This is a genomic window from Bradyrhizobium australafricanum (assembly GCF_020329495.1).
Lineage (GTDB): Bacteria > Pseudomonadota > Alphaproteobacteria > Rhizobiales > Xanthobacteraceae > Bradyrhizobium > Bradyrhizobium australafricanum.
Genome location: NZ_JAGKJL010000009.1, coordinates 55,639 through 80,506, shown reverse-complemented (window position 1 = coordinate 80,506; position 24,868 = coordinate 55,639). Strand labels below are relative to the sequence as shown.

The window sequence follows — 24,868 nt, the reverse complement described above, 5'->3', positions numbered from 1 at the left end:
TTCACCAAACCTGCCAAGCGATGTAATATAGGTTCAGCGTCGTTCCCCAGATGCGCGCGTGACGAAATTGCACGTCGTCTGTAATAAGGAAGCCGTCAGTGTAAAGGATTGGAACCCAGCTGGTGCGCTGATATACGGTTGAGCCGCTTGCGTCGTTCGTCACAATCGATTTGCCGACGCTGTATACGCCACCGCTTCCACTCCATCCGAATACGTCAATTGCCGGAGGATGAGGATAAGTCGTTGAATAGAACATCTTGGTGCCGCCGAACACGGCGCCAGTGAACAAGCCAACTTCTAACGGGCGCCCCTGATTCAGGCGCGAGTCCAGCGACAGATACGCATAATCTACCGCAGGAGGGCTTGACGCGCTGTAACCTGGCTTTGAGACGGTAACGCGCGTGCCATCGATGTAAATTCGATCCGTGGACATCAGTCGGAAATGATCAACGTGCCAGCAGTAAGGTTCATAACCATCTTGCCGCTTGCGCTTTGGATAGTGCCTGCAGTCAGCGTTCCGACGTTCGCTGTAATAGCACTCAGGGTACCGACGTTCATCATGCGCGCTGTTATCGTGCCATCAAGATACAAGTTACCGCTGATGCCGATCGCCGGACCACTCGCATTCGTGCCGATTGTGAACACAGACAAAGGCGCGCTACCGTTGTATCCCGGCTGCTGAACCTGGAACTTGTCAGAAACAACGATGAACGCCGACGTTCCAGAGCCGCCATTGAGCAGGTTGAATCCGGTCGCGTAGCCATTAACGTTCAGCGTCACACTGTACTGCGCTGCTGCGTATCCATTCAGCGTCGCAATCGCGGTGCTGTTGGTGGTGATGGACGCGTTTACGGTGCCAAACTGAGCGGTAACTGTAGTCTGAAAGCTGGCAAACGCTACCTGGGTGTCGGTGGCTACCGTACGCACCTCATCAATCCCGGCAAACGCAGCATCAGAACGCGAGGTCAGTTGCGTACGGATGGTCTGTTTATCGAGCCAGTTACGGGCGTCCTGATTGGCCGCAATCGCAGCAATGCGCTGCGTGATTTCATTCAACTGCTCGTTAAGCTGATCCTGAATTTGGGTGACTTGAGCATGCAGCGCAGCGTCAAAGTCGGCCAGGCTTAGCTTGACATTCGGCGTAGTGACATCGATCCAATCGGACCAAAGCATGTCACGCGGAGTATTGGGAATATACTGCCCACGCACCCGGTATGGTTCGTCAGGCAGCAGGCCGTTCCAGATGATCAGCGCGCCAGCAGCAACCTGGTCTGTCCTGTTTCGGTCAATAGTTATCCACTCGTCGGTCGCAGGGTTCTCGTGCGCGAGCTCGTACTGGACGCCAACAATGCCGGGAACGTCACCGTCCCACGAAAGTTGGATGGCTGGACGACGAGTGAAGCCGTCTTTGTCAACAAGCGTGTAGCCATTTGCACCCCACGCAAGCACGCCCTGCGCAGGCACGCGAATGACACCAACCTGGCCGAGGGTCGGAGGCTGGTAGTCTCCGTGGTCCCAGTCATAGTCTGATGGGTCAACCTCGGTGAGGACGACAATTACGTCAAGGTTCGCCTTATCGGTCGTGCCATCAACACGGAAAAGTTTGTCCGTGTATCCGTTACGCTCCGAGGTCCACGAAACAAAGTCGCCAGGCTCAACCGGCCAGTACTCTGGTGGCAGAACAATCGTGTGCTGACGAGCGCGGCGGGCCTCATTGAGGGCCGACAGCATGAGCCGTTGGACCTGCTCCGAGTACGGAACAAAGTCGTACTGCACAGCAGCCATGAGCCGGCGATTGCCGTCCTCGGCCTCAAAAGCAGCGCTGTAAAGATCTGGCGCGGGCTTGCTGGCCCATCCCTCAGCCGGCTCCGGATAGTTGCCGGAAATGCCGTTGATGCTTTCGCTCAGACCAAAGAATGGCGAGAACGACTGCTCTTCGGTCGAAAGAATATCGTCGTCGGTGAAGCTTGCGCTAAACCCGTCAGGCTCTCCGACATGCAGTTTATAGGAGCCGCCGACCTCAGACAGTCTGCCTTGGCACCCCGTCAAGATGGCCTGAACAGTATCCGCGACTTGCGCGCTGATATTGATCTGGCCGCCCGTGCGATACTGCGGCTCGAGCCCGTCAAGGCCGGTAACGGTCGCGCGGCACTTATTGATGGCCTGCGACCAACTGACGTAAGGCAGTTTGGCGCCGGTTACGTTCTGTAGCCCGTAGAACCACGCACCATTGTAGTTGATACCGCGCAGGATGTTGTAGATCTGCACGGCAGGCAGGTTGTCGCCGTCGCCACCCCATGTGGATGGGTCGGACCATCGCTGGTCGCCCGAGCCGCCCGCCGTGTCATCCTTGGTGATGTCGTAAAGCTTGGCACCCTGAATTTCAAACCTGAACTGAGGGATCCCGGTATAAAGCGTGTCCTCAACCAGCGCAGTGCAGACCGCATAGGCACAGCCGGTGGCAACACGGGTTGCCTCATACGGGCGGTCTGTTGACGCCACCTTATTGACGCAGAGGCCGTCCGCCGTCGTCTGGGTACCGTCGTAGAACTTAACCCAGAGATAGTCTTTAGCGGCCTTATTGTATTCGGTGATGGCATAGCCCTTCTCCGAATCCAATGTGCCAAGCGTACACTTCTGGCCATTGACCCAAACGCCCTGCAGGCCGGCTACTGGGATATCGCTAAGCGCGATAACCTGGGTGATGTAGGCGTTCGGCGTCTTGCCGTCATCAGAGGTGCCCCACGTATTGGCGTACGCGAGCGAGCCTGCAGTTGCGCAGTACCCGAACAGTGCGCAGCGCGCGACTGTGCCACCAAACGTCAGTTGGCCTTGGGTGGAGAATGACGCGTCTGTGGTCGTCGCCGCTGGCTTGCCGGCAAGCGCTTGTGCGGCATAGCTGATGCCGATGGACACGGCTGCGGTAACGGCAAAATCAACTGCCGCACCGAAGAGGCCGCCACCAACGAGCGCGCCAATTCCTAGAAATGCCATTTATACTAAACCTGCGAACCTAGTATAACGGCTTCACGCGGTTGGATTCCGCGAACTGGTAGCCGTTTCGGTCGCACCATTTGGTAAGCGATCCGTCATCACTGATATTGGTAAGCGTACAGCCGTTGCCGATCGCCCACGCCTCAAACCAATTCACCATCTTGGGCCATGCGGGGCCGCGGTGTGCTGGTGATATCCACTTGACGATTTCAATGCCGATACGCAGCGGTGCGTTCGGATAGTCAACAGCCGCGCCAACAAAGATCCCCTGCGCCTCTCCTGCAACCTCATAGACCAGGCAGAGAGATGAGCGCGAGCCAAGGCGGTTCAGAAACTGATTGCGCGCCATTTCTGGCGAGAACTTGGTGTATGGCGCGAAAGGCGACGCTGGGAACGCCTCCTCACACAGTGCAACAACGCGCTCGGTATCGCCAACGTTTGCAAGTCGTACGGTCAATGGCCACCCATTGCGGAAGAGGCGGTTGCAGCTGCGGTGGTGCTGCCGGCCTTGCCCCAGAACAACTGCCAGTCACCCACAACCGTGGTGTCCTGAAAGAAGTTGTCGCTAGATGAGCGCAGACGCTGAGAAGCATCAGAGCGCGTATCAGGATTGTAGCGCGTCATTTCCTGCGTATGAGAGTTGCAGGTGACCGTTACGCCGCCGTCGTTGTTCTCACTCGGCGTCTTGATGTTGATGGTGTCAACAAAGCCAACAAATCGCGGAAACGCTGGCGCGACCATCTGTCGTGTGCCGGGGTTGAACAACCCTCGGAAGATCTGAATTTGGGCCTGCTTCAGATCGTAAGTTCGTATGTAGTCGTTGGTTTCCTGCACCAACTGAGACCAGGTGAGCGTGACTGTCTGCGCAGTCAGTCCGGTCAAAAGCGGAATGTCGCTAATCTGGATAAGGCCACCCGCGCCAAGCCAACTGCGCAATTGCGAGCCTCCCGTGTCTGGATCGATGACGCTCGCTGTGATGGGGCCAACATCCGACCAAAGGCCGGTTGGCACGGGGCTGCCGTCGCTACGATCGCGAGCGATAACCCAAACGAAGTCACGCGGCTGCAAAATCCGCTGCTGAAGCGCAGTATTGTTTTCTGCCGAAAGGGAGCGGGTCATTTATACCAAAATGCGTATATTTGTGCCGTATACGCGCTCGCGTATTAGCGCGCCTCAGTCGCCTGGAATGACACGCTGCCCCAGCCGGTCTGTGGGTTGGCCGTTGACTGGACAGATCCGGGATTAATGGTCATCAGGCAGTGCGGCTGCTTCACAACGACACTGCCAGACGTGACGCCAGGCCAAATCGGTGGCGCTACCTGGAACAGGCCCGTTGTGCCGGCCGGTGCGGAGGCATCTTCCTCAACACGGTGCAAGTCGTCACCGATTGACAGGTAGTCGCCAATCGAGAATTCGTATCCGTTGGGCAGGCCAGACACGGTGATGGACTTGCTATCGCCACTAACGCTGGCAAGCGTAGCCGTGCCGTTGAATAGCGCGCCTGTGGGCCACGTACCGTTTGGATAGAGGATCGGATAGCAACGCGACATAGGACGTCCAAGGAACGTCCACTTGCCGTTCTCGAGCGCTCCGAGCCGCGCACGCCAGTAATCCAACTTGTTAGGCGACAGCTGCTTGGACTGGACAGTGAGCGCCCAAAGCGGTGATCCGAAGTCCTTGACGATGGTTCGACCGCGAGCCGTACGGGATTGCTCTTGACGCCACAGGAAATCAAATTCCGTGGTCCAAAACACGCCACCCTGCAGAATGTCAAATGGTTCAGAGAGGGCCAAAATAGCAACCTAAGTAGGTCTGAATTGCAGACTTGCGCAGCAAGAGAAAATGCTAGCCCTCACCCGAGAAACACGCGCTATAGTTGCGGCGCGAATCACTGGTAGAGGTAAAGATGACCAGCATTACAAATTTTCACGTTCAGGCTCTCAGCCACGACTCTAGGAATGGGAACGCCAATTTCGTTCTCAACCGCAGCGTCGGAGCCAAGCCCGGCAACGTAATGGGCCTACTTCCAATTGCCCTTACCGGCGACCCCAAAGAGTCGGAGATCAATGCCGCGCTGAAAACTCAACTGGCAGATTTTCTTGAGTCTCTTGCCGGCCAGATTCGAGCATTGCCCTGACCCTCGTAATATCGGTCCACATTACAGTTAGCGCGCTAGACAGCGAGCCAACTTGCTGTTCTAGCGCTTCAATGCGTTCTTGTGTCCTCATATCGATCCTCACTGCCTTCCCACTCACGCCAACACCCTACGCGCCTTCGCGTCCTTCACCGCAGCGACAACTCGCGTTGGCAATTCTGCTTTCAACTGGGAAATCTGCGTTTCCAAGCGAGCCAAGCCCGCCGCGTCGGCTCCGCGAGCATCAATGTTGACGCTCACAGGAGCGGAAACTCCCCCACCAACTCCGCCATTCCGCAATACGTCGTTAGGGATGATTTGCGCGCCTCGCGGCACATTCATCAACTCAGGGCCGTTCTCGCCAACGAGCGACAGCCCGCCTGGCGCGGAGTCGGTACCGGAGGCGTATGCCGGTACAGTTGGGCCAAAACCACCGATTCCGTCAGTCGCGTTGCTGGCCTTACCGCCGCCGAACAGGCTGAATAAATTGACGCCACCGCCACCACCACCGAAAGCGCTATTCCAAAGATTGTCAGCGGCCATCTGAGCCAGTTTGTCGGCAATCTTGCCGAGGGCATTTGATGCAGCAGTTTTAAGCGCATCCATTGCAGACGCGCCATTGCGGATCTGCTGCACAAAGTCGGTCATAAAACCGCGATTGATTTCCTGTCCAAGATTGGACAGGTCCTTCATCGCGTTTAACGCGCGCAGTCCGGACGCCTCAACGCTATTGAGGGATTCCGCCACAGAGTTGTACTGACCTCGCAGTTGCTGCGCGATCTGAACATCCTCCGGCGTCAAGAACGCAGTCTGCTTTCCAAATCCGATATCGCTGGCAACCTTGGCTTTCTGCATCGCGAGCGCTGCATTGCCGTATGCTGCTGCAACCTGGTCAATGACCTTGCGCTGCTCAGCAGTAACAACGTTCTCGCCAAGGCCAGCCGCCGCGTTGGCCTGCTTGGCAACTGTCTCCAATTGTGCCGCGACCTTCGCTCGCTCACGTGCTTCGGTGCCAAGATCCAGCGCAGCGGCTTCCGCCTGCAGTGCGGCAGTACGCTTTTCGATGCTTTCCACAGATGTATCAAACTTGTCTGCGCCACCAGTTGATTTTAATGTCGGTGCACCACCCGTGCCACGCGATGGCTGTTGAGTCTGCGCAGGCGGCAGGTTGCCAAACCGCTCGGAGAACGTGGCTGGGCGATCAGGCAGGTTATCGATACCAAGCTTAACTCCAGTGGCCAGAGCACCAACCACAGGGATGGAACCTGCTGCGCCAAGAGCCGCATCTCGCACAGAAGAAAGCGATGGAAACTTGATCTTGTTGGACAACTCCACCGCTTGCGCAATCAGGCCGATTACATCAGCCCAGTAGCCCTTGATCGTCAGAATAACGCTGGCAAGTTCATCCCAAGACGGCTTCAAAGAGCGTGAAAGACGCTCTTGCGACAATTTAAGCTGGTCATCGATAGCCTTCGCGCGGGCAACAAGCTCGTCGGAGAAGATGCCGTCCTGTGACTTCTTCAGGTCATTCACGGTCGCGAGAATGCTCTCGGCGGACGTCTTGCCCTGCCTGATTCGGTCCACGAACTGAGAGCCGAACATCTTCTCGCCGATGTCCAGCGATGCAGTGTGCTGGCCGATCTTGTCAAGTTCGATCATGGCCTGGAGGATGGCCCTGACCTTATCTTCCTGCGTCTGCGCATCGCGGAACAGCACAAGCCCCTGCAACTGCGTGCCTGCTGGCTTGGCTAGTTCCTGATTGTAAACGCGCAGCGCGAATTCAACATCGGTAATGCGCTCTTTAGCGACCTCCCATTTAGAGAGATCAATCGGAGACTTGTCCTTAGTCGCGCTGAAGGCATTCGACAGCGCGCCATCAAGCTCGTCTGTGGTAACCTTGAGTTTGCGCGCCTCACCCTCGAACAACTGGAGGAACTGCGGCGTCACGTTCATGTTGGCTGCCTTGTCAGCCACCGCAACCATTGCGGCGATCTGATCTCTCGCAGCATTGATTGCGTCGCCCATGAGGTGCATTGCCTCATAGACTGCAAACGCACGCAAGGCCAGCGGCGCAAGCGACTGAGCAAGGCCAACCACAGCCGGCACGCCAACAGCAGTAAACGCCTGAAACGACCCCTTGATGGCCGGCGAAGCAAATACGCTCGCGACCTTTAGACCGGCCTCGGCGGTTTCTTTAACTGCTTCCTGCGTGAATGCCTGGATGCGTGGCTTCTGAGCATCGAACGCATCTCCAAGGAGCTTCGTCGCATTCTGCACGGCCGGCTTGAAGCCATCTGAGTTGACCAACAACTTGACGTTAGACTTCAACTGCATCTTGGCGAATTCCTTGACGACAAAATCCGTCGCGGAAGACGTCAAAGATTTTGCCTCGCCGATGCTCTTCTCGAACCCCTGCGTATCGAGGCCAAACGGGATGCGTAGAGCAGGAACCGCCATTATGAACTAACCCCGTGCGCAGCCAACATGGCATCAAATTCGTCATTGCTCATGGGGTCCGGCTTGTCCGCGCCATTTGCTCTGTTGAGCCCATCTGCATAAGCGGCGATTTCCCAGAGCGTGAATTCTTCGATTTGCCGCGGCGCTAGCTCTGCAGCAGCACCGATTGCGATTATTTCAGATCGACGGAGGCGTCCGTCGTCATGGTAGAGCCGGGATTTTCCGTCGCCTCCGGCTCCTGTTTTCCCACCGGATCATCCACCGGGGTGCCGAACAGCACGGCACGTACAACGGCGTACGCAACTAGAACACTGTGCGAGAGCGGGTTTCCGTCAACGTGGTTTCTAACTGACGCCATCGCGCGCTCAGGCGTCGCCCCGCCACCGATCAATCCAAGTCGGATTGTCTCGCGGATGTCGTTTAATCCGTACGAGCCACTTTCAAGTCTACCAGCGATGATGCCGATACCCGCCTTGCACTTGTCCTCAAGGTCCAGAATCAAGCCAACCTTGGACAGGCAGAACACATCTTCACCGCCAGCCCACACCAGCGACACGGATCCATTAGCACTCACGAATTTATCGCCTCTTCAACGGCATCTTGAATGGCTTTATTGATGTCATCTTTGTTGGCTCGGTAGGTGTTGAAGAAGAACGGCTCGGCGGGGTGGTCTTTAGTTCCAAACTCAACGGCTCGGCTGTAGTCGTATGAAACGCCGTATCCTTGCCCAACTGGAGTCTTTGACTTCCCGCTGTTGTCTCTACCGTCAACAATAACTGGAGAGGCGTAGTCTGTGCTGCGATTGTACCCGCGAGTAGTGGCGTCGCCGCCGGCAGTAACCTCTAAATCAAGGTCGTTCTTCTTGCGGCGAACTTTCACGCTGTCGCGCAGCGCTCCACTTCGCACCGGCGCAGCATCCTTGATCTTTTCGGCCAGGCCGTCAGCCTGCTCTTTAATTGCAAGAGCAAGCTTCTTTTTCGCCTTGAACGACAGGCCATCAAGCCAGGACTGGACGCCGTCGTCAGGTCTGCCCATTAGGCAGCGTCAACCCACGTCACGGCCTGGTCGTTGTCCAGCGTAACATCAACCGTGACCTTCTGGCCGCGCGTACCAGTCAGCTTAAGGCTGGTCAGAATGAACGACCCGGCGTAGTGCCCGAGGCCGGCATTATCCAACTTGATCTGAGCGTTCCTGGCAGCCGCGCTCATGAACCAGTCATTCCACTTCGCATAAGACTCGACGGCCATAACGCCAGAACCGGACACCTGCGCTGCGAGCGAATTGACGTCCTTGGCTTCCCATGCGGGCGCCTCCGGATCGTCGCAGTCGGGAATGAGAGTCGTATTGGTCGACGCGGTGAGGTTAAACGATTTGGTCGTCAGGCCGCACGGCTCGGCGAACACCTCGGGCGACGCGCCATCGCCAACCAGAATCAAAAGCTTCGTACCGGCAATGACTGTCGGCTGTGCCATTCTAAAATTTCCCTATAGCAAGCCGCAAGTGCGGCGGTCGTAACTAGCCCGTTGGGCTAAGGAGCGCGCGGAATTAGAGTCGTACGCGCCTGGAAACGCCGTCCGGATCCCGGAGCGGCTGGTACGTGTTCACTTCGAACACGACCACATCAAAGCCGGCAACACTCAGGTTTTCCGGCTTGTCGTCTAGTTTCGCCAAGATGGCGGCGGCGATCGTCTTGGCCTCTGCGTAACCCTTGTACGTTGACCATACATCAACGATAGGAAAGCACTCCGAGCCATCAATGCAGGCCGCCTTGTCTGGCAGCACCTGACAATCACCGAGCGATACATATGGTGTGGCAGCGTTCTGCGGCGGCTCATCGTAGACGCGCCCACCAACCACAACCGGCAGAGCACCTGACGAGGTGAGCGCAGAGAAGATAGCAGTCTGGAGCGGAAGCGATGGGTCAATCATCTGCGACACCCGCTCCTGCCGAAACGATGGCTTTTGCGACAGCGTCAGGCACGCGCCTATACGTGGTACCTGCGATGTATTGAATGTGTATACCGCCAGCCATAACGTGCGTGTAGTTGTGGGTTAGAACAACGCGCCTGGTGCCACCGGCCAACAATGAATAGGCCTTCTCGCGCAACCGCAGGCACGTCGTGCAGGCCATTACGGCGTCACTCCGGTCGGAGCAGCCCCATCCGTTTCAATGATCATTTCAATCATGTCATTGACGCCGTCTGGGTTGTCGTGGCTGCGAACGTTGTACGTCACGCCGCCAACAATTACCCGGTGAGTCGCGTCAATCGCTCTGGTGGTCGCGCTAGACCGCACGCGCAGCACACCGGCCTGATTGTCGGCAATGCGGCCCTGCTGGAGCTTTTCGCGCGCGCGCTCGGGCGAGAACTGCGCCCAAACTGTCACGTAGTCCACCCAGACCTGCACCGAGCCGCCAGCGCCGTCTGGCGTCGTGGCAAGAGATTGGAATGTGGCGCGCTTGTTTAGGGTGCCTGCTTTCATGGCTTGGCCTTCATGCTCGGCCCGTGTGGCAGCGGCGACCAGACCGCAGCCCACACATCAAGCCATGGATAGACAAGCCACCAGAAAGGCATTACAGCGTGACGCCAGGCACCTGAATGTTCAGGCTGAGTTGGGTGGTGCTGATGGCCACACCGAGGACAACCACATCACCACCAGTGGTAATATCAGCCTGCGGGCAGATGCCGCCAGGCGTGGTGGATTGACAATACGTCGAGCCCTTGACGAGCGTACCACCAACGGTGACTGGTCCACTCTTCTGAATGGTCAAAGGCTGGCCGGCAGCCGCGCTATTGAGCGCTACACCGCGACACGTCTTTGCGCCTGCCGCGTTAGAATCCGACAGCTTGTAAGTATGTGTGACGTCATCGAGATAGACATACTGGCCCGCTGCAATAGCTACACCAGCGGTGTTCGTCTCTCGCGGAGAACTTCCGTCACCAATAACCGACGCTGCGGTAATTGCGATATCCGCCATTCTGTGTCTCCTCGTAGGCCGCACCACGGCGGTAGTTTGACAAAAGACTATCGACTGTTGACCATCCGGCGACCCAGATGGCACCAGGAATTGGACGCGCCCCAGCTGGCAAGTCGGCTGGCTCGCGGTTGGCGTAAGTGCCGCCGACTAGCAGCAAAATGGCATTCTTCACCGCGTCTGGCGCTGTTTCGTATCCGACAACAGCAGTTACCGTTATACGCGAGCCTTGCTGCACAGCCGGCCACTGCTGGCCGTATTTCAAAACAATAGATGCTTCCAGACCGTCTGAGCGAACATCATAAACGTCAGTGCCAAGCGTCTGCGTTGCACCAGTTGTGTCAACATAGGTAACGTCTGAGACGGACTGTACAGGCGCTTCAGGAAGAAACGCAAAATCAACAAACCTGTCGCACTTCATGGCAACAGTTTGAGTCGCAAATCGCGTGTTGCAATATTTCTCAATGTAGTCCGTAGCGCCAGCAATCATCAACTGGACGTCAGACTGATCATCAGAAGCGTCAATTCGCAGGCGAAGCTTCACATCGTCAATAGAGACAGGCGCGCCAGTAGCCGCAACAGTAACGCTTGCCGGATACCACATAGATTAGGCTGCCTTGCGTGGGCGACCGCGACGGCGGATTTCAATCGCAGGATTAATGTCGATTGCGCGCTCAATGTCTTGCTCGGATACCGCAACAGCGTATTCGGCCGCAATGAGCCGCAACGCCTCCGCGTCCGGAAACTCCCTCTTGTCGCCGGGGGCGAGAAAGAAATCTCGCCCCGCAAGCTCAACTGTCATGCGGACAAGCATTCTTAACCAGCGCTCACCGTCACCACGCCTGCATTAGCCCAAAGCTGGCCAACAACATGCGGGTCAGCAGTCGGCAGCGTCACAACGACTTTGCCGCCAGATTCAACGGTGAGCTGTCCGCCAGAGGCAACAACAAGCTCCTTGCCGCCCTGCTTCTCGTAAACCTTGGTGGAGTACGTATTATCAACCATCAATCATCTCCCATAGTGGCGGGGCGGCGTTTTCAGCCGCCCCGTTAGCCTTAGGCGTGGGTGATGAGGTGCTTGACAGCAGCGGTGTCGCCAAGCTCGCCGTCCAGGTAGATCAGGCCGGCAATGCCCAGATCCGGCCAGAAGCGCTCACGCAGAACGCCAATCAGCGGCGAGCCGACCTTGCGGACGTAGTACTTGCCGAAATCACCAAACACCATCGACTTAGTAGCGGCACCAAGGGACGCCATCGCCTGGTTGATGGAGTAGTTGTAACCAAGAATGCTGCCCGGAACGCCGGTCTGCACGTTGCCCATGGTCCAGATGTAGCGGCCGTCACCGTCCTTCAACTTGCGCAGAGCGGCAAGCGTAAGGTCGTTGAACATGAACCGCACCTTCGGGGACTGCCGGTAAGCCGGGTCAACCGAGTGAACGAGATCGATAATCTCGTCATAGGTCACAGCACTAGCGGCAGCAGTAGTGACACCAAGCGAGGCGGCCGTGACAATGCCGTTCGGATCGCCAGTTCCGTCACCAACGGTCAGCTGGGTGTTGGCAATACGGCCGAGACGCTCACCGAGCAACTGGCCGAGCAGGGATTCCATGTTGAAGATGGAATCGCGGGCCAGTTCCAGCGAGAACTTGACGAACTCGGTGTCATAGCCGAACGAATCCAGCGACTTCTGGCCAAACACCACATCCTTGCTACCGTCATCCGTCAGAGCGGTGCCTTCCGTGTGCTGACCAGCGGTCTGCGAAGTGTCGTCGACAGTCGGGACCTTGATCGGGTTGCCCGAGGACGTGGAGATGACGGTACAGACATCCTCATCGTACATCGGACCCCAGGCTTTCATGGACTTCACGATGAAGTTGGCCAGTTCAACGGGAACGGTGTAGCCGCCAGCGGTCGTGGTGCCGACAGTCTGGATACGCTTTTCAGCCTCTTTCGGGGCGGCTCCGGTACGGAGAATCTTTCGCTCCTCCGGCTCCAGCGCAGCCAGGTCAGCGCCCTCGGCCAGAAACTTGTGAAACACCTCACGATATTCGGGCTTCTCGCCCTCTTCCGCACCGCGCGCTTCACCGCCGTTACCGGCGATCGGTCGCTTGGCCTTACGCTCAGCAGCAGTACGCTCTTCTTCGGCCCTCTCGGCAGCTGCAAGGCGCTGTTCGCGCTCGATGTGCTTTTCGACCTTATCGAACTCAGCCATAATATCGTCATGGCGCTTCTCGAGCTCGGCAGTCCGCGCCTCGTCGGTGTTCTTCCCAACTTCGTCAAGCGCCTCGCGGGCCTGCGTCATCAGTTTGCCGCGCTTCTCCTGGAGTTCAGCGAGAGTCATAGAATATCCTCAATAGAAAATGCCGCTTAGCGGCGTGGGGTTGAATGGCAGGACGTCGCGCGTCCGCCCACCGGCTTGAGCCGGGTGACTACGGTGCGTCCTGCCGGATGCCCCGAAACTTCTGTTCCTGTTTCAGCTTGCGCTCTGCGATGCGCTTCTTTGCGGCTGCGTCGTTCGCGGCACGCTTGCCCGCATCAGCTTTTGCAGCTTCGACTTCCTTGCGCGAGGCTTCTAGCGAGCGCGCAGCAAGAGTCGTGTCCGGATAAGCAGGAATTGCCGTGGCGGTAACTTCGTAGAGCTCAGCCTCAAGGATGGTCCGCTTGGGGATTTCCCCAGTGTCATCCCACTCCTGCTTCGTGGCCCGGAATCCGAAGCTCATTCCGGAAACGTCGCCTCGATCAACCAACTCCCACAGATCGTTTCCGTCCGTGGTGTTGGGAACGTCAATCTCGACCTTTAGGCCACGGTCATCCTCGCTAAGTCGCAAGGTTTTTGACTTCGTCCGCCCGATTACCCGTGCATAATCATGCGCTACCAGAGCTAAAACATCTCCGGTAATAGCCGTTGAGAAAGCGCCAGGTGCAATACGCTCGATGAAATAATCGCCGATCGTCGTGTCGCTGTTGAAGATAGCGGCGTAACCAATAAGGGTACGCTTATCATCAGTGGCGCGGGTTTCTACGCCCAGCGTGCCGTAGCGCAGTTCAATCTCGGTCATGCCGCTTCAGGTTCCTTGGGAACGTCGCCCGCCGCAGGGTCGGCGGTTGGAGTTGGTTTGTTGTCGTTCGCCGGCTTTAGACCGGGCTGCGTGCCTAGCGGCACTGTGCCGCCCTGGATCTGCAGCTTGTCGGCCTCGCCGCCCTTGGTCGGGAGATTCTCGAGCTGCCGCACTTCATCTGGCGTTCGCACCGCGTTCTGGATCGCTGTGGCATACCCAGCCATCCGGCTCGCAAAGTCGCCGCGCAACAGGCCATCAAGATTATGCTCAACGTAACGGTTGTTGTTACCGCGGCCGAATAGCTTGAGATTAAGTTCACCCTCAAACGCCTCGGACCATTGCCCGATGAGGTGTTTTACGAAATGAAGATCCTGCTGTTCTGCGTTGCTGAACGTGGCTTGCGTCAAGTCTTGCAGGAATACCGGAGGCAACTGGTATGCGCGGGCAATTTCCTCAACCTGGAAACGGCGCGCATCAATCATCTGACCTTTAGCCGGATCGAAGCCAACCGGCTTCAATTCATAGCCAGACGGAACGGGGAAAACGGCTTCGCTGCTGGACTTCGCCGCGTCGATCGCGCGCTTGATATCTGCTTGGGCGCGCTTGATGGCCTCAGCGCCGGCAGGAAGCGGGCCAACCAAAGCCAACGGAGGCACACCACCGCCGGCAAAGAAGTTGCTGGCGTAGTCGTTCATGGCCAAGGCAAGCTGAATTGCCTTCGACGCAAGAACAATCGGGCCGTAATGCCGAACACCGCACGGGCGCAGCATGAACGGCAGATCAATAATATCCTCTGACGGATAATCCTTGCCGTCGAAACTATACACCAACCGCATATTCACGCGGCGGATAGTCGTCCGGTAAGGGTCCATCGGCCAAATGGACTCAACGCCCTGCGGCGCGCGCTCAATCCACGCTAGACCACGGCCACCTGTGAATACCTGCTGCCAGAAATACTGACGAAACTTGAAGCTATCCATTTCGTCGTTCGGCGCATCATGGATGACCGACTCAAGCTTACCACTGATTTTCTTTGGGCCGTCCTTGGTGTCACGATAAGCATGAAGTGGCAGCGCAGCCATCGTGCGAGACAGAAAAGCAACTGCAGCAGCAACAGCAGGAACAGCAAGCGCACTATCAACCGTGACATGCGGCAAATTCGCGTGGTTTACACCGAAAAACGCCAGAAAACTCTCGGAACTAACCGGAATCGTCGGGTTCTCGATGCTTCTCACCTCGCTTAGCGCGTCGGCTTCAGCCTTTTTAAAGGGCCACTTCAATTAAGTGCCAATCTTTGCAAGCGAGAACGAAGGGTCGTCCCAAGGGGAAATTGCTGGCGCTTCCGGCTCAGCCTCACGAACCTTCAGGCCGAGGCACATTGCTGTAGAAACAGCGCCGTCAATGCGAAAACGCGTCTTGCTTTTGTCAAGTTTGCGATTGCCTGATGCGTCGGTAACGGCAATGGCGTTGGCAAAACAAAAGCCAAGAACCGGATTTCCATCATGCCGCAGCCTGCGATGCACAACAGAAGCCTCAAGGGCCTCAACTGCCGGCGACATATCCCGGTATCCCTGCCCCCACGGAATCAGGCGCAAGGCGCCATCGTAAGGTTTGTCCTTGCCGTCGATGTAAACATCAACACCGAGTCGCTGGAATTCAGCTAGCAACTGCTCAATGCGCCAACGGTCATATGCCAGACCGAGCACATTATAGGTCTCTCGGATCTCGGCTATACGCGCGGCAACAAATGAATAATCGACTGCACGACCGTCAGGTGTCTCAAGCCAGCCGTCCTTAGCCCAGACATCATACGGCGCCCGATCGCGTTTAACGTGGTCATGCAACCATTCCTTTGGCTTCCAATTCCACGCCTTAACCCGGTCCTCTCCAGGTGCCGCGCTAACGCCAACCAATGACGTCAGGTCGTGAACGCCAGAAAGATCGAGGGCTAAATAAACATCTTCGCCCTCAATCAGCGTTTCGCTGGTCTGACATGCCTTCCACTCCGAACGCGGGATGAGTGGCGACGTCTGGTCAACACGCTGGTTGAGGTAAAGATTGCGGAATGAAGCCTCTAGCGTCTTCATTCGACCAGCTTGGACAGCCAGCGCCCGCAAATCGTCGGTGGATCGAAAGTCACCAAGCGCCGGATTTGCAGCGGCCCATGCCGCCTCATCCATCACCTCGGCCTCATCATCTGCGCAATACAGATGCACCAAAACCGTTTCGTCGTTCGCCACCAAGCCGTCATCGATCAACTTGGAAAGCGGGTGCTCCGGATCCGGTGATTGCGTCGAAATGACGATACCAAGCGGTTCCTTGCGAGCGCCCTGCGAGGTGTTCATGACCTCGTAAAGCTCTTGGTCTCGAGCCTGCGCCAGCTCGTCATAAATCCAGACCGATGGATTTAGACCGTGCTTGGTGCCAGCCTCGGCCGATAACGCGCGATAGAAAGAACCATTTGGCTTGTGCAGCAACGTCTTCGTTGACGGCACTACAGTGATTGGCAACTCGCCGCCTGGAGCAAATTCAGGTTCGGCCTCGACCAACTGCCGAGCAAACTTAAACACCTGGCCGGCCTGCTCGCGGTCTGTTGCCGCGGAGTAGATTTCGCCGTTAGGTATCGCCTCTGGACCGACAAGGTGCGCCAACACAAGCGCAGCAATCAGCATTGTCTTGCCGTTCTTTCGGGCCACCGAAAGAATTGCGCGCCTGACCTTGCGGTTACCGACAGCGTGGTGCGGCGCATACAGGTCGCGAATGAATTGCTTTTGCCACTCGCGGAGGCGAATAAATCCGCCCTGCCCCTCGCCGCTTGGCACCCTAAGCAGTTCAATGAACGCAATGACGCGCTCAGCGCGGGCTAATCCGTCCTTGGTAAAGCCTAACTGCTTTACTGCCCAATCAGGCCGGCGAACTTGGACTTTGGCTTGTCCTGCGGCAGCGCAATTGCTGCCCTTGCCTTCGGATCCAATCCAAGCCTGTCGCCCATCGCCATCATTATGCGAGCGGCTTCGTTTTTGATTTTGTACCATGGGTTGGGCTGGAGATTTCCCGTGGACCCCGGCACAATCGAAGGTTCAACCAGCAGCGCCTCAGTCGCTTTCTTGTGGTCTGCCCATGCCGTCGCATAAACCGCGATACCGCCAACGTCAGTTGAGGCGTAAGTTGATGGCGGCATGGCCGCCACGATCATCTCAAAACAATCCCGCGCGTCACCCTGAAGGTAATTCGGGATATAGACGTCACCGGATGGTCTGATCGATGGTGGACGCTTTGCGCGCTTGCCAGGATTGCCTTTCAGCGCTTGCATTTCTGGCGTCTCAGGCCGTCTGCCCCTCGCACCCATGATCTAATTGCATATCAAAAATAAGGTCGAAATTCGCGGGATTTAACGTGCGATTTGGGCCGCCGGTATTTGGCGGAAACACTTGAGACTTTCGCTACACCCCCGGCTCGAGCGGCCAACCATCCGAACCGAAACCAACCTGACCCAACTCAATTCGCTGCTTGGTGCTGTCGTGACACGCAGCACAGAGTGACTGCAGGTTATTGGGATCAAAGAACAATTCCGCATTACCCCTATGCGGCTTAATGTGGTCGGCAACTTTAGCTGGCTCAACTACTTCTTGCTGCATACAGAACCGACACAGTGGCTCAGTACGCAGCTGGTGTTCACGTAAACGCTTCCAACGTCCAGAATTGTAAAGCTTGCGGTATTCGCTTGCTTGTGCACTGCGTTGATCGCTCATTGGTCTGGATGGCTGGGATCGAACCAGCGACCCCTTGACTCCAAATCAAGTGCGCTACCTGCTGCGCTACATCCAGGTAAGATGGTGGTCAGGACGCGGGCAATGCAGCAAACGTGCCGCGCTCCAGAATGTACTTGTTCCAAGTCCAATATCCGGCGATGAGCATGCCAACGATAATAGCTGCTTCGATCATTTCGGATCCTCTGGTGCAAACACCAAGCGCCAGCCGGCTTGCTCGAGCGCCTCAACGATATCCACAGCGGCGCTGTCCGGGTCATCGTGGTCCCACAGCTCTTCTGCGATCACGTCTACCGGCTTGCGGGAATGGACCATTGGCAATGACACAAGTGAAATTGAAAGCGGGCGAAGCGTGCTGAAACGGCCTGATGGCTAATGCCTGACAACTAAATGCCGACGTGACGATGCCCGCCAGAGAGAAACTCCCCTCCTACCCATTCCGCCACAAGTGAATACGCAACGATTCCAATGCCTTGTGGGCCGCCCTACACCGACATGGTCACGCCACCAGCGCAATCAATCTCGTGATCGCCGCCTCAATGTGTTTCTCCGTTTCATTTTCGTCACGCCTGATGATGGCCGCGATGTCGGCTGTTGTGCTGTCGCTGCTCGCCTCGTCCAACAGCCTGCAGGCGACTGGTCCGAGTTTGTCTCGGATGCGCTTGCAGTCAATTACGCGATTGGCCTCGTCTTCGGCGTCAGCACCAATCTGGTACAGCACAACGCCGTTGGCCCTGTACAAGCCGACAGGAATGGATTTGGCCGCATCGTTCCGGCGCGGCCTGTCGAATACCTCGTTCGGTGGCCGCCAGTCCTTGCCAGCTTTGTGGCGCGCAATGATGCGTTCTGCCGTCCAGGTCTCCATCCGGTTATCGAATGATGGAGCCGGCAAACCTTCCGGCTCATCGCTCCAATTGTCGTTGGCGACACAAAGCACGGGCGCGGCGTTCAGGCGCTGCCAATCGTTCAGGCCCCGCACAAGGTCCTGCCGACCGATGGCGCACAGACGGGCGCCCTGCGGCCACTGGGAGGCATTGTACGGCCTCGGGTTGCCCTCAGGCTGATCTGCTGCTTGGGCCGCTACAACAGCCCTGTGCTCGGCTGGCGTTCGGTTATTGTCATTGGCTGCCTGCAACGGCGGCCTCCTATGGTCTGCATGCGGGGAATTCCGGTTGCGCACCGGTTGGCGATATCGGCTGCAGCTGCAGCCAGCGGGGGCAAGAATATCCCCCTACTATTATGGGAATGGCAGCGCCTCCAACCGCAGCCTAAGCCGCAATTTCTCGAGTCATTTTACCATTCTGTCTTGCAGAAAAGATGTGCGCGAGTGCGATAGTTCTAAACCTACCTACACTCGCGCACAGCACGAGGTGTGCGAGTCCCCCTAAGGGTGGTACTCGCGCACTCGCGCAAGTGCAAAAAGGGAAAATACTCGCGCACTCGCGCAGATACTCGCGCAAGTACTCGCGCAGATTATTCCTGCCTCGGGCGGACCACATTTGTCTTGTGGCGGCGGTGGTCCTCCTCCTGCTTGACTATCAGCGTTCCATCGGCAATCAAACCGCCAATTATCTTCGCGGCCTGATCGCGGCCATCCTTGTTCTCTCGGTTGAGGCCGAGGGCGTCCATCACATGGAACCCAGCCCAGCTGTTGGAGTTTCTCGCGAATGCCGAAGTCTGGTTCTTCAGCCTCACCAGAATCTTCTCCAGTTGGTCGGCCGTTATCTCGCTGGCCGCCTTCTCGGCGGTCGCCTCCTTTGAAGGAAATTTCCACGGTGTGACGACACCGACGTGATCCTGTGGCTTGCTTATGCCGTCGCCGTTGCCAAGGCCTACGCCTTCAAGGCGACGCCACTCCAAGCGAGAATCTTGCTTCGTCATGTTGGCCTTGGCGATATCTATGTGAAAGTACTCAGCAACGTCCCTCTCGGGCACTCCAGCGAGATTAGCCTGCTCCCTAGACATCCTGTTGAGAACGCGCACACTGCGGGCAGCGCCAATAAGCGACCCCGCGCCGCGCACGTCGTCGATCGTTGCTCCCTCGCCGTTTAGCTTACGCGTATGTGCAACAAGATCGATCGAGCAGTTGGCTCTGTCCGCTATTTTGGCCCATAGCTTGGCGACCCTGTCGATCGCGCCGTTATCGTTTTCGTTCACCTGGTGGGTGGACACGAACGGATCGACAATCATAACATCGATTTCGTTGTCCTTGATCTGCTTAACCACAGCCTCAGCAACAGGCTCGTTGATTTTGATCCCGGCCTTCCTGTCCTCGATCACGACAACGAGCTCACGCTCCCGCCCAACGTCGAGGAACAACCTTTCGCCGATATCTTCCGCAGAGAGCTTGTAATGCAGACGAGCGGCCTCGATGCGCCGAACCATTTCGTCGCGGGGGTCCTCACCATTAAACAGCCATGCCTTGAGCCGTTTTGGCAGCAGTCCGCTTTCCGGGGACAGAAGCGGCTTGCCGGAAACCATGGAAAGGGACTCAACGATACTGCTGGACGTCTTGCCCAAGCCGCCTGGGCTGACGGTCACCGAGACATATTTGCGAATGTAATGGTTTCCGAATAGCCACTCGCGGCGCGGGAGTGTCGACGGATCGGCAGGGACGTATGGCGTAGCAACGAACGCCACGTCCTTGGTCGAGGCATTGGCGGCGCCATCTCCATCTGCATCAGCGCCAGCTTCGTTATCGTTCGCGCCCTTCAGCCCACCCGCCAGCTTCGCTGCGGCCTCGCGCCTCTCTTCGCGCCTTGCAACCTCCTTCCCCCATACCCGTTCGAAGTCGGTACGCGCGCGTTGCTCGTTGGCATAGCGGTCCAGCCAGTTACCCGGAGCCGCCAAGAACAATGCCGCGGCCTCCTCTGCCCCGTGCCCATCGAAGTTCAATTGCTCGATGACAGCCCGTGCATGCTTTGATCGGTCGTCAACGTCGTTGGCAGCCAGAAGCGCAGCTGCTTTCTCTGACACTTTGACATCACCGACGTTAGGCAGTTCGCCAAGCTGAACAGGCTTCGCCTCACTCGTTGGCGCAGACGACCACGGCGCCAATGCCGTGCGGAAGGCCTCAACGCTAACCAGGTCGCCATTCCACGCCTGCAGAGTCCGTACGTTGGCTGGTTCGGGCGCTCGCCCACGCTTTAGCTTGGCCTCGTTCGGCCAGTTCTTCGTTCCGGGGACGCGCCAGACATGAGCGATGTCCTTCGTCCCGCTGTCTGAACCGGTCGCGCGCTGCAGAGCAGCGGCCAGCGGCTTAGCTTCGTCTGGCGTCAGAGGGTTGTCAAACAGCCACGCAGGGTGTTCGTTGCCGGGGCTAGTCTCAACGATGTAGCTGGGCTCGAATGGAGGCTCGCCCGTCTTCCCCGTATCTCCGTCCATGTCAGCGACAAGGCCGAGAACGGCCTTTACGTCATTCGTCCCGCCACGCTCGCCGCGCCCGAGGCCCTTGCGCATAACTTGCAGGCCAACATAGACGTTGGTGCCGGTGGTGTCATGATGGGCGGCGATTGCCGCAACCATGCCGTCAACATCGCCTATCCTATGGTGCGTTACAGTACCTTTGCCTTTGTCGGAAACGTTGTAGGCAGAAACCACAAGCACGCCGTCAATGCCTTCGGCTAGGCTGTGCAGCATTTCGCAGTGAGAGCGGATCGGATTGGTATGCTCGGCGGTCTTAACTGCGGTCTGCACGGGCGGGAAGCTCCATCAATGCCGCAAGGGCCATGTCAGAAATTGCGCGATTAAACTGCTCCCCGAACGCGGCAGTTCGCTCATGAAACGCATTCGGAGCAACGGTCCATGACCGGTCGCCTGGTCGCTGGCGCAGAGCCAGGTTGAACAAACTAATGTGCTCATTCAGCTCAAGATCGAAACGCGCAAGCGTCGTCGATCCGGATTCACCGGGTCGGATGTCTATAATTTTCAAGGTCGGTATTCCTTGTCGTCGGAAAGACGCACCTGGCAAAGGCCAGTCGTGCGGTAGAACGCGCCGGCTACAGGCAGGCCGGATGCCTCTTATTCCGGGAGGCCTTTCTTACCGCGCGATCAACTATAGCGATGATGCTTTCGTTGTCCTCGTCGGGCCGCCACTGAACAGCGTTTCCCGCCCGCGCCCACGCGCGGCGGATGATGCCGTCATACCCCTCGGCACCGGCTACGGAGTCGCCGTCGTGGTGGCCCGTTATACGATTGCGGAACTGGAGAATGCTGTGACAAAAGCCCAATCCACCACCATCGTGTACGATCGCTTCACCCCAACCATGCCCGTGCTCCGGGCCGCAAAGTTCGCCCAACCATCCGAACGCGGGGCAACACCAACCTCTGACGTCCCACAGCGGCTCAGCGCCGACCACCAGAATATCATTTCGTTTGCCCGAGCCGATGGCCGCGCGCGAAATTCGACCCAGTAGGTCCTCGTTTGCCGCGAAGATGGGATACACCTCAACGAGCACCCGCTGTTTCGCGCCGTGGATGATGAAATCCGGTGTCCACTCGTTGAAATCAAGCGGTTGATAAGACCAACGCCAACCCATCAAGTCGAAGAGCGCTGCCCACCTTGCCTCCAGCCGAGACATAAAATTGATGTCAGCATAGGTGGGGATGTCTTTGATGTATGCGCTGCGCGGGTCGATCATGCTGCTTCCACTTCGTGAGAGTTGTTGTTGGCGGCCCGGCGCTGTTCAAGCCGTTGCCGAGCGCGAGTCATCACGTCATTGTTGGCCTGCAGTGCAGCCAACTCCCGTTCAAGCCGCTCGACGTAGGGCGCAAAGCATGGTCGGTTGTGCAGCACCATGACCTCGGAAACGAGGTCAATAGCGGCATCGAGGCGCTCTGCGGTAACCGCAGGCGCATTGAGAATGTGCATTGAAGGGTGGTCGGTTGAACGATCTGCCCGTCGGTCGCCGAATTAGCGGGCGTCGTCTAGCTGACAGATACCCGCCGGCAAAGGGCCAGTCCGGGCTGCCGCTACATGGCGCTGGACGCGCGCGGCCTAGTCAGGGAAAACAATACACTGACGGTCGCAGACCGCAAGGCAAGTACCAGCATCATATTTTTATCTTATTGCCGCGTTTTCGCTTGCGCCAGCGCTCAACAGCCCGGTGATTCGGCTGCGACCGGTGTCAGGGCGATTGCCCCGAGATATTTAGCCTTGATCTGGAGCCCGTAGCCGTCGCCATATTTAGGCTTGCCAGTGGCGTGGCCAACCAGCTCGTCGATCATTTCTTCTGGGCATTCGACGGCCTTCAGACGATCCTTCAGGCTGTGTCTGAAGGAATAGTTGCCATACTTCGGCCTCTTCTTCAGCGGCACGTCCTCGCTTATCTGCGGCAGCAACTTTTTCTCCTTGAAGTGTTTCATGATCGTGGCGCTGAGGTTGTCGCCCTTGTCGAGATAGCGCGGGAAACCAGCCGGATGGCGCTTCATCGCTTCCAAGGCCATGCCGACAAGAGGAATGTCGCGCTCGCTGTGTTCCGTCTTCAGCAACCTGCCCTCGGCTTCGACGCGGATGTGCGGGATCTCTGCGCCCAACTTAATCCGGCTCTTGCTGAGGTTCACGATCTCGGAAGGTCGGCAGCCGGTTTCCATCACGATGTAAACCACGTCGCGGGCCTCGTCGTTGAGACCATCCAGTGCGCCCGGCGCTAGGATGACGTTGCGGATGTGCTCGACCGGGAACGGCGATCGATTACCATCACGACCGCCGGCAATCCGCGTCTCGGTGAAGATAGATGGATCGAGCCCGAGCCGTAGTCGCTTGTTGACGGCGCGCACCATGCCTGTGACGTGCGATATAGCCTTATTCGCTGTGCCAGCGCCGATCTCGCCGGATATCACTCTGGCTTCCCAATGATCCGCGTATCCGGTGAAGTCATCTCTCCGAAGGTCGGCAATCGCCTTGTCGGTTCGCACCTCGATGAACTTATCGGCAGCCGCCTTCTTCGCGCCCCGCCACTTCCGAAGTTGGTTAGGCGACATTTTCGATATCTGTGTTTGCTGCGTCTTCTCGTACTCGGTGAACAGATCGGAGAGCGTGACGCGAGGCTTGTCGACTGCACCGAGCACGGCGTCTACAACGGCAACGTCAGTCTTGCGGTCGCCGACGTTGAGGATCTCAATGCGGTCGAGCAGTTCCTTAATCTGACGCTGTGCCGCCTCAACCGGCGTCATATAGTCGAGACCATGAGCGCGCGCGATCGATACAGCATCCTGCCAGCGCTGCTTGTCGGGTGTCCCTGAGGCGAGCGAGCGCCAGTGCGCTTCCTGCTGTTCGTTGAGCCGGTGCGCCACGCGAGCCGCCTTGACGCCACCTCGATCGTCGGCAACCGCTACCTTGGTGCTGATGACCACAAACTTGCTGGTCTTGCCCCCCAGGCCGGCGTAGGCCTTTGGGACACGGCGGTGATACTGCCAGTAGCCGTTTCGCTGAATCAGGTAGTCGGCACCCATTTCCGCCCCATGTATCTACGCAATGTATCTACGTTAGCATGGGATCGGCGCACCGAAAATGTCAAGCGTTACACTCAACTATCTGATTTTACGATGCTTTTGCTTGAGCGATTTTGGCGCTCCCTAGCGGAATCGAACCGCTCTCTCCACCGTGAAAGGGTGGCGTCCTAACCGATAGACGAAGGGAGCAAAACTCCCGGCAAATCAATACGTTAGACGTGAGATGCGCCGGACTGGCCACAGCCCTCAAGCCGCGACCGGCGAACGTATAGTGGCGATTGGCCGGGCGGGCAAGCGTTCAGAACGCTTTTCCCGGGTTGCCGCTGGGATCACCGGAAGGACATCACCTGCAGGACAATCCGGCCTCGATCGAGGTCCAGAAGCCGCAATGCGTCGGCACATGCGCATGCGCCCGCGAGCCCCCGACGTGAATCAGGATTGCGGCGGCAAGCGCGACGACGACGACGGGAACAATGAATCTTCGGATCGACATGGGCCTGCGCATCGACCGACATCGTGGCCTAACTAAGGCCTGCGAGCCGGCTCGATGTCCACCAACAGCGCTCAGCGCCAGCCGCTAGTGATTGCTGGCGACGTCCTGACGATTATTCGGCTGCGCCGCCACAGGCGTCCGCTTGATGCAGGTGCTGCAGATCACGAGCTTGCGCGCCAGCCGGTCGTCGGCATCCGCTTCCGACAGTTGCGCAGGCGATGTCTCCGCCACCGCGGGCGACGCATTCCGCGCATGGCGCCGCGGCTGCGGGAGATTGGGGTCCTGTCCGGCACCGTCCCAGGCCAGCGGACCTGTCCCCGGCGGGGGCGTGGTCATGCTGTATTGCTGCGAGACCTGCGCGCAGGCGCCGACAGCGATCGGAAGAAACAGCACAGCGGCCTTGCGAGCCCAGTTCCGGAATGCAGACATGATCACACTCTCACGCTATTCGTACTGCGACCTAAGAGCAGAACCGCTAAGAAATCGTTTGCCCTGATTGTTCCGTCGCATCCAACCGCGTCGGCATCAAGACGGGA

Annotated in this window: 31 protein-coding genes and 2 tRNA genes; 1 reads left to right on the top strand and 32 read right to left on the bottom strand. The window is 57.7% G+C overall.

Annotated elements, in window-relative coordinates; all coding sequences use genetic code 11:
• Nucleotide 1: 1 nt before the first annotated feature.
• Genes J6525_RS10755 through J6525_RS10735 form a run of 5 tightly spaced genes read right to left on the bottom strand, consistent with a single transcriptional unit; the run spans nucleotide 2 to nucleotide 4,787 of the window.
• A complete protein-coding gene (locus J6525_RS10755) occupies nucleotides 2-433 on the bottom strand; it encodes a hypothetical protein (protein WP_225644254.1) in 432 nt (143 codons plus the stop codon).
• Nucleotides 433-2,994 carry a phage tail protein gene (locus J6525_RS10750; RefSeq protein WP_225644252.1) on the bottom strand — a complete coding sequence of 854 codons (2,562 nt, stop codon included), beginning with the start codon at nucleotides 2,992-2,994 and terminating at the stop codon, nucleotides 433-435. Before J6525_RS10750 ends, J6525_RS10755 begins: the two co-directional genes overlap by 1 nt.
• Before the next feature lie 19 nt (nucleotides 2,995-3,013).
• Complete coding sequence (locus J6525_RS10745) at nucleotides 3,014-3,451, bottom strand: GNAT family N-acetyltransferase (protein WP_225644250.1); 438 nt, start codon at nucleotides 3,449-3,451, stop codon at nucleotides 3,014-3,016.
• Complete coding sequence (locus J6525_RS10740) at nucleotides 3,448-4,113, bottom strand: hypothetical protein (protein WP_225644248.1); 666 nt, start codon at nucleotides 4,111-4,113, stop codon at nucleotides 3,448-3,450. The genes J6525_RS10745 and J6525_RS10740 overlap by 4 nt, the downstream gene beginning before the upstream one ends.
• 44 nt (nucleotides 4,114-4,157) lie before the next feature.
• Nucleotides 4,158-4,787, bottom strand: coding sequence for a hypothetical protein (locus J6525_RS10735; RefSeq protein ID WP_225644246.1), 630 nt, complete (start codon nucleotides 4,785-4,787; stop codon nucleotides 4,158-4,160).
• Nucleotides 4,788-4,900: 113 nt separating this feature from the next.
• Between J6525_RS10735 and J6525_RS10730 the strand changes: the two genes are divergently transcribed.
• On the top strand, nucleotides 4,901-5,131 hold the full coding sequence (locus J6525_RS10730) for a hypothetical protein (protein ID WP_225644244.1): 231 nt from the start codon (nucleotides 4,901-4,903) through the stop codon (nucleotides 5,129-5,131).
• A 114-nt stretch (nucleotides 5,132-5,245) separates the two neighbouring features.
• On the opposite strand, the gene J6525_RS10725 is transcribed toward J6525_RS10730, so the two are convergent.
• The 27 genes from J6525_RS10725 to J6525_RS10595 all read right to left on the bottom strand — a co-directional run bounded on the left by J6525_RS10725 (nucleotide 5,246) and on the right by J6525_RS10595 (nucleotide 24,761).
• Nucleotides 5,246-7,585, bottom strand: coding sequence for a hypothetical protein (locus J6525_RS10725; RefSeq protein ID WP_225644242.1), 2,340 nt, complete (start codon nucleotides 7,583-7,585; stop codon nucleotides 5,246-5,248).
• A 172-nt stretch (nucleotides 7,586-7,757) separates the two neighbouring features.
• Nucleotides 7,758-8,159, bottom strand: coding sequence for a gene transfer agent family protein (locus J6525_RS10720; protein WP_225644240.1), 402 nt, complete (start codon nucleotides 8,157-8,159; stop codon nucleotides 7,758-7,760).
• Entirely contained in the window at nucleotides 8,156-8,620 is a 465-nt protein-coding gene (locus J6525_RS10715) for an HK97-gp10 family putative phage morphogenesis protein (RefSeq protein WP_225644238.1), read from the bottom strand. The genes J6525_RS10720 and J6525_RS10715 overlap by 4 nt, the downstream gene beginning before the upstream one ends.
• Nucleotides 8,620-9,057 carry a phage tail tube protein gene (locus tag J6525_RS10710; RefSeq protein WP_225644236.1) on the bottom strand — a complete coding sequence of 146 codons (438 nt, stop codon included), beginning with the start codon at nucleotides 9,055-9,057 and terminating at the stop codon, nucleotides 8,620-8,622. Before J6525_RS10710 ends, J6525_RS10715 begins: the two co-directional genes overlap by 1 nt.
• A gap of 73 nt (nucleotides 9,058-9,130) precedes the next feature.
• Complete coding sequence (locus J6525_RS10705) at nucleotides 9,131-9,514, bottom strand: DUF3168 domain-containing protein (RefSeq protein ID WP_225644234.1); 384 nt, start codon at nucleotides 9,512-9,514, stop codon at nucleotides 9,131-9,133.
• 201 nt (nucleotides 9,515-9,715) lie between these two features.
• Entirely contained in the window at nucleotides 9,716-10,066 is a 351-nt protein-coding gene (locus J6525_RS10700; RefSeq protein ID WP_225644232.1) for a phage head closure protein, read from the bottom strand.
• Between the two features lie 91 nt (nucleotides 10,067-10,157).
• Nucleotides 10,158-10,562 carry a hypothetical protein gene (locus J6525_RS10695; protein WP_225644230.1) on the bottom strand — a complete coding sequence of 135 codons (405 nt, stop codon included), beginning with the start codon at nucleotides 10,560-10,562 and terminating at the stop codon, nucleotides 10,158-10,160.
• The gene (locus J6525_RS10690; RefSeq protein WP_225644229.1) at nucleotides 10,522-11,163 is read right to left on the bottom strand and encodes a head-tail connector protein; all 642 of its coding nucleotides are present in this window, start codon (nucleotides 11,161-11,163) and stop codon (nucleotides 10,522-10,524) included. Before J6525_RS10690 ends, J6525_RS10695 begins: the two co-directional genes overlap by 41 nt.
• Before the next feature lie 3 nt (nucleotides 11,164-11,166).
• A complete protein-coding gene (locus tag J6525_RS10685; protein ID WP_225644227.1) occupies nucleotides 11,167-11,361 on the bottom strand; it encodes a hypothetical protein in 195 nt (64 codons plus the stop codon).
• 14 nt (nucleotides 11,362-11,375) lie between these two features.
• A complete protein-coding gene (locus J6525_RS10680) occupies nucleotides 11,376-11,564 on the bottom strand; it encodes a hypothetical protein (RefSeq protein WP_225644225.1) in 189 nt (62 codons plus the stop codon).
• Nucleotides 11,565-11,614: 50 nt separating this feature from the next.
• A complete protein-coding gene (locus J6525_RS10675) occupies nucleotides 11,615-12,898 on the bottom strand; it encodes a phage major capsid protein (protein WP_225644223.1) in 1,284 nt (427 codons plus the stop codon).
• A gap of 88 nt (nucleotides 12,899-12,986) precedes the next feature.
• Nucleotides 12,987-13,616 carry an HK97 family phage prohead protease gene (locus J6525_RS10670; protein WP_225644221.1) on the bottom strand — a complete coding sequence of 210 codons (630 nt, stop codon included), beginning with the start codon at nucleotides 13,614-13,616 and terminating at the stop codon, nucleotides 12,987-12,989.
• The gene (locus J6525_RS10665) at nucleotides 13,613-14,896 is read right to left on the bottom strand and encodes a phage portal protein (RefSeq protein ID WP_225644219.1); all 1,284 of its coding nucleotides are present in this window, start codon (nucleotides 14,894-14,896) and stop codon (nucleotides 13,613-13,615) included. The genes J6525_RS10670 and J6525_RS10665 overlap by 4 nt, the downstream gene beginning before the upstream one ends.
• Nucleotides 14,897-16,438: a terminase large subunit gene (locus J6525_RS10660; protein ID WP_225644217.1), complete on the bottom strand. Its 1,542-nt coding sequence runs from the start codon at nucleotides 16,436-16,438 to the stop codon at nucleotides 14,897-14,899.
• Nucleotides 16,439-16,509: 71 nt separating this feature from the next.
• The gene (locus J6525_RS10655) at nucleotides 16,510-16,929 is read right to left on the bottom strand and encodes a phage terminase small subunit P27 family (RefSeq protein ID WP_225644215.1); all 420 of its coding nucleotides are present in this window, start codon (nucleotides 16,927-16,929) and stop codon (nucleotides 16,510-16,512) included.
• A gap of 130 nt (nucleotides 16,930-17,059) precedes the next feature.
• On the bottom strand, nucleotides 17,060-17,254 hold the full coding sequence (locus J6525_RS47245; protein WP_312009777.1) for an HNH endonuclease: 195 nt from the start codon (nucleotides 17,252-17,254) through the stop codon (nucleotides 17,060-17,062).
• Between the two features lie 114 nt (nucleotides 17,255-17,368).
• Nucleotides 17,369-17,444, bottom strand: a tRNA-Pro gene (locus J6525_RS10645).
• A 113-nt stretch (nucleotides 17,445-17,557) separates the two neighbouring features.
• Entirely contained in the window at nucleotides 17,558-17,701 is a 144-nt protein-coding gene (locus J6525_RS10640) for a hypothetical protein (RefSeq protein WP_225644212.1), read from the bottom strand.
• 184 nt (nucleotides 17,702-17,885) lie between these two features.
• The gene (locus J6525_RS10635; RefSeq protein ID WP_225644211.1) at nucleotides 17,886-18,521 is read right to left on the bottom strand and encodes a hypothetical protein; all 636 of its coding nucleotides are present in this window, start codon (nucleotides 18,519-18,521) and stop codon (nucleotides 17,886-17,888) included.
• A gap of 338 nt (nucleotides 18,522-18,859) precedes the next feature.
• Nucleotides 18,860-21,082, bottom strand: coding sequence for an AAA family ATPase (locus J6525_RS10630; RefSeq protein WP_225644209.1), 2,223 nt, complete (start codon nucleotides 21,080-21,082; stop codon nucleotides 18,860-18,862).
• Nucleotides 21,066-21,317 carry a hypothetical protein gene (locus J6525_RS10625; RefSeq protein WP_225644207.1) on the bottom strand — a complete coding sequence of 84 codons (252 nt, stop codon included), beginning with the start codon at nucleotides 21,315-21,317 and terminating at the stop codon, nucleotides 21,066-21,068. The genes J6525_RS10630 and J6525_RS10625 overlap by 17 nt, the downstream gene beginning before the upstream one ends.
• A gap of 67 nt (nucleotides 21,318-21,384) precedes the next feature.
• The gene (locus tag J6525_RS10620) at nucleotides 21,385-22,026 is read right to left on the bottom strand and encodes a hypothetical protein (protein ID WP_225644204.1); all 642 of its coding nucleotides are present in this window, start codon (nucleotides 22,024-22,026) and stop codon (nucleotides 21,385-21,387) included.
• Nucleotides 22,023-22,256, bottom strand: coding sequence for a hypothetical protein (locus tag J6525_RS10615; protein ID WP_225644202.1), 234 nt, complete (start codon nucleotides 22,254-22,256; stop codon nucleotides 22,023-22,025). Before J6525_RS10615 ends, J6525_RS10620 begins: the two co-directional genes overlap by 4 nt.
• A 224-nt stretch (nucleotides 22,257-22,480) precedes the next feature.
• Nucleotides 22,481-23,839, bottom strand: a complete 1,359-nt coding sequence (locus J6525_RS10610) for a site-specific integrase (protein ID WP_225644201.1) — start codon at nucleotides 23,837-23,839, stop codon at nucleotides 22,481-22,483.
• 114 nt (nucleotides 23,840-23,953) lie between these two features.
• Nucleotides 23,954-24,028, bottom strand: a tRNA-Glu gene (locus tag J6525_RS10605).
• Nucleotides 24,029-24,182: 154 nt separating this feature from the next.
• Complete coding sequence (locus J6525_RS10600; protein ID WP_016844593.1) at nucleotides 24,183-24,332, bottom strand: hypothetical protein; 150 nt, start codon at nucleotides 24,330-24,332, stop codon at nucleotides 24,183-24,185.
• A gap of 84 nt (nucleotides 24,333-24,416) precedes the next feature.
• A complete protein-coding gene (locus tag J6525_RS10595; RefSeq protein ID WP_156436340.1) occupies nucleotides 24,417-24,761 on the bottom strand; it encodes a hypothetical protein in 345 nt (114 codons plus the stop codon).
• Nucleotides 24,762-24,868: the final 107 nt, after the last annotated feature.